Raw genomic sequence first — 3,029 nt, 5'->3', positions numbered from 1 at the left:
GTTCGAACTCGCCGGCGACCGTTCTCGTGCGATGAAGGTTCAGCTCGCGCTTTAGAGCCGGTCCAGTCGGCGTCGGATCGCGGGAAGGCTCTGTGGGCGACGCGGGGTTGCGTGATGCGTGCCCCCAAGATCGCGCAGCCGACCGGCCGCGTGGGCACGAGCAACCGCGTCCGGTGTCAGCCCGCCATGGGCGGAGTGCGGCCGGACCCGGTTGTAGAACACGGTTTGCGAACGCCCACGGGACCGTATCTCGGGAGCTCTTGTATCCGTGGCATCCCTGGTGTGGGCTTCAGGTCGCCGTTCATGAGGCGATCACGAGAGCGGAAGGCGTTGCTTTCCGCTGCACGCTGACCGGGTCTAGCGGGGATCGTTGGCTGGAGGTTCCGGCCTGGATGTTCGATCGAGCGGCCTGCCCCGATCAGGCTCGGCTGACGGTCCAGCCTTCTATAAGCTTGGTCGCGTTATCGGCGCTGGCCGAGCTGTTGCGGCCGACATCATGGAATCCGCCGCCCCTGGGCGGCTCAAGCTCCTCTCACGAGCAGATTCGGAGAGAGGACCATGGCAGCGCCGGATTCAGCCACCACGAGCAAGCGCCGGAGGACGTGCCTGGAAGGCCGGCGCGGACCGACGCGGCAGACCGAGCTGTTCGGCGACGAACGGTCCGGCGCCATGGTGGACACTCCGGCGTGGCAGGATTTGCCAGCGACGACACAAGCCGCGCTTACCAGCCTGATCGCACGCCTGCTCCTGACCCATGCCGAAAGGCACAGCGCGGGGCCAAGGGCGGAGGCCGGCCATGATCGCTGATAAGATCCGCCCTTGTCACCTCGAGCGCAAAGCGCTGCTGTATGTGCGGCAGTCCTCGGCCCACCAGGTTCTGCACAACCGTGAAAGCGGCGCCCTGCAATATGCCATGCGAGACCGGCTGGCCGGGTTGGGCTGGTCGGAGATCGAGGTCATCGACGATGACCTCGGCCGTTCGGCGGCGGGCGGCGTCCAGCGGGCCGGCTTTGAGCGCATGGTCGCTGAGGTGTGCCTCGGCAAAGTCGGCGCTGTCTGCGCGCGCGAGGTCTCCCGCTTTGCCCGCAACAGTCGCGATTGGCAGCAGCTGATCGAGATGTGCCGCGTGGTCGACACAATCCTAATCGATCAGGAAACGGTCTACGCGCCGCGATACGGCAACGACCGGCTACTTCTCGGGCTCAAGGGAAGCCTCAACGAGTATGAGCTTGATCTGCTGCGTCAGCGCTCGCTCTCCGCCCGGTACGAGAAAGCGCGTCGCGGCGAACTCGTCGTCAGCGCACCCGTGGGTTTCGTCAAGACGGGGGACCGTTACGAGAAGGACCCGGACCGCCGGGTGCAGGCAGCTGTCGCGCTGGTCTTTGACAAGGTGCTGGAGCTTGGAAGCGCGAGGCAAGCGCTGCTCTGGTTTCTTGAGCATGACCTTGAACTGCCCGTGAAGCGGAGCGGCGGCGAGGTCCTGTGGCGGCGTCCGAACTACGCCACGATTCACCGGATGATCGAGAACCCCATCTACGGCGGCGCATACGCCTATGGTAAGACAACGGGCGGCATGGGCCACGGTGGGGGCGTCGGCGCGAAGATCAGGCGCAAGGCGCGCACCGATTGGCTGGCGCTGATACCCCGTGCCCATGACGGCTATGTCAGCTGGGAGAAGGCCGAGGCGATCCGCACGATGGTCAGCAGCAACGTCCCCACCAGCCGCCACCATGGCGCACCGAAGCATGGCGACGCCTTGCTCGCGGGCCTCATTCGCTGCCGCCGCTGCGGGCGCAAGCTGATACTTCGCTACTCGGGGGCCAAGCACCACATCCCTCGCTACAGCTGCAGCCGCGGCTGGATGGACAATGGCCAGCCCCGTTGCATCGCCTTTGGCGGCTTGCGTGTCGATGACGCCATCGAGGATGCGCTTCTGACCGTTGTCGGCCGCCATCGCCGCCGCGGTTGCCGCGAAGAAAGAGGCCGGTCAACGGCGGGACCAGGTGCTCGACACCCTGAAGCGCGACCTTGAAGCGGCGCGTTACGCGGCCGATCGCGCTTTTCGGCAGTACGATGCCGCCGACCCGGTCAACCGGCTGGTGGCGGGCGAACTGGAAGCGCGCTGGAATCAGGCGCTCGCGCGTGTTTCGGAGATCGAGGGCAAGGTCGCCGCCCACAACGAGACGGTCCCCGCCGAGGTCGCCGATCCGGCGTCCCTTGCTACGCTCGCGTCAGACCTCAAGGCCGTCTGGGCTGCTCCCTCGACCGATGCGCGGCTGAAGAAGCGCATTGTCCGCACCGTCATTCAGGAAGTGGTGGCCGACATCGACCCGAACGCGGCCGAGATCACGCTCGTGGTTCATTGGACCGGTGGCGTCCACAGCGAGTTACGTCTGCCCAGACGCCGCCTCGGCCAGCGCAACAGCACCTCTGCCGACGTGATCGCCGCGGTGCGCCAACTCGTGCTTATCACCAGCGATGATGTCATCGCCGGCATCCTCAACCGGAACGGCCTGGTAACAGGGCATGGCAACCGCTGGACGCGTGAGCGCGTGACCTCGCTGCGCTCGCATCACCGAATCCCGGTGCACAAGCCGGATGTAGGTAAGAACGAGCCTTGGCTCAATTTGGGCGAAGCCGCGCGGCTCCTGCACGTCGCGCCCAAGACGCTCAGACTGGCGGCAGAGGCCGGCGAGATCGAGGCGATCCACCCCTTGCCCGATGGCCCTTGGATCTTTGCTCGCGCCGCCCTTACGGCTCCGGCAGCTCGATCCATCACGGAACGCGCGCGGCAAACCTCAAGACACCCCGCGGGATCACATCCAGACCAAGAATTCCTGTTCTCTTCAGGGACATAGACAGATGGGTGTTCTGATGCGCGGTTGTAGTAGGCGATCCAGCGCGACAGTCCGGCGCGCAGCTCCGACCCGGTCTCGAACGCGTGTAGGTATACGCACTCGTATTTCAGGCTGCGCCACAGCCGCTCGATGAACACGTTGTCCATCCATCGCCCGCGCCCGTCCATGGAG

Annotated in this window: 3 protein-coding genes and 1 pseudogene; 3 read left to right on the top strand and 1 reads right to left on the bottom strand. The window is 65.8% G+C overall.

The window, feature by feature from the left end; translation table 11 throughout:
* Positions 1-558 precede the first annotated feature (558 nt).
* Genes JOY90_RS01280 through JOY90_RS01270 form a run of 3 tightly spaced genes read left to right on the top strand, consistent with a single transcriptional unit; the run spans position 559 to position 2,858 of the window.
* The gene (locus JOY90_RS01280) at positions 559-807 is read left to right on the top strand and encodes a hypothetical protein (protein WP_291689364.1); all 249 of its coding nucleotides are present in this window, start codon (positions 559-561) and stop codon (positions 805-807) included.
* Positions 797-2,032, top strand: coding sequence for a recombinase family protein (locus JOY90_RS01275; protein ID WP_291689363.1), 1,236 nt, complete (start codon positions 797-799; stop codon positions 2,030-2,032). Before JOY90_RS01280 ends, JOY90_RS01275 begins: the two co-directional genes overlap by 11 nt.
* Positions 2,004-2,858, top strand: coding sequence for a hypothetical protein (locus tag JOY90_RS01270; RefSeq protein WP_291689365.1), 855 nt, complete (start codon positions 2,004-2,006; stop codon positions 2,856-2,858). Before JOY90_RS01275 ends, JOY90_RS01270 begins: the two co-directional genes overlap by 29 nt.
* Before the next feature lie 23 nt (positions 2,859-2,881).
* Here the strand turns inward: JOY90_RS01270 and JOY90_RS01265 are convergent.
* Positions 2,882-3,029 (bottom strand): annotated as a pseudogene (locus tag JOY90_RS01265) (integrase core domain-containing protein); the annotation flags it as partial.

Origin of the sequence: Bradyrhizobium sp., assembly GCF_019242285.1 — a bacterium.
Lineage (GTDB): Bacteria > Pseudomonadota > Alphaproteobacteria > Rhizobiales > Xanthobacteraceae > Bradyrhizobium.
Note: the sequence above shows the minus strand (reverse complement) of the source record. Positions and strands in the feature narration are given on the sequence as shown.